Annotated in this window: 1 rRNA gene; it reads left to right on the top strand. The window is 55.3% G+C overall.

The features are described 5' to 3' along the window. Positions 1-241: 241 nt before the first annotated feature. Positions 242-700: ribosomal RNA gene (locus AC1DOQ_RS26915) — 16S ribosomal RNA — on the top strand; the annotation flags it as partial.

Genomic DNA, 700 nt, shown 5'->3' with positions numbered 1-700 from the left:
GTACCGGTCCGGCGCGCGTCTGCAGTGTGGCGCTGCATGTGCGGGCCTTGCGGGGCCGCCGGGGCTTTGCTATCATTCGGTCCCTCGTTGAACACGACCGCCGATTCAGGTTTTTCCGGCAGTTTCAGCGAGGTGTGTCCGAAAGGCACGAAGCAAAAAGAAGTTGACGAACACTGCGAAACACTGCATAATCTAATCTCGCTTCTCTGCTGCTGACGAACAAAACGATTAAACAGAGATTAAACTGAAGAGTTTGATCCTGGCTCAGATTGAACGCTGGCGGCATGCTTTACACATGCAAGTCGAACGGCAGCGCGGGGCAACCTGGCGGCGAGTGGCGAACGGGTGAGTAATACATCGGAACGTACCCAGAAGTGGGGGATAACGTAGCGAAAGTTACGCTAATACCGCATACGTTCTACGGAAGAAAGTGGGGGAYCTTCGGRCCTCATGCTTTTGGAGCGGCCGATGTCTGATTAGCTAGTTGGTGAGGTAAAGGCTCACCAAGGCGACGATCAGTAGCTGGTCTGAGAGGACGACCAGCCACACTGGGACTGAGACACGGCCCAGACTCCTACGGGAGGCAGCAGTGGGGAATTTTGGACAATGGGCGCAAGCCTGATCCAGCAATGCCGCGTGAGTGAAGAAGGCCTTCGGGTTGTAAAGCTCTTTTGTCAGGGAAGAAACGGCTGAGGTGAGG

The sequence above is a fragment of the Massilia sp. 01N417 genome (genome assembly GCF_056399645.1).
Note: the sequence above shows the minus strand (reverse complement) of the source record. Positions and strands in the feature narration are given on the sequence as shown.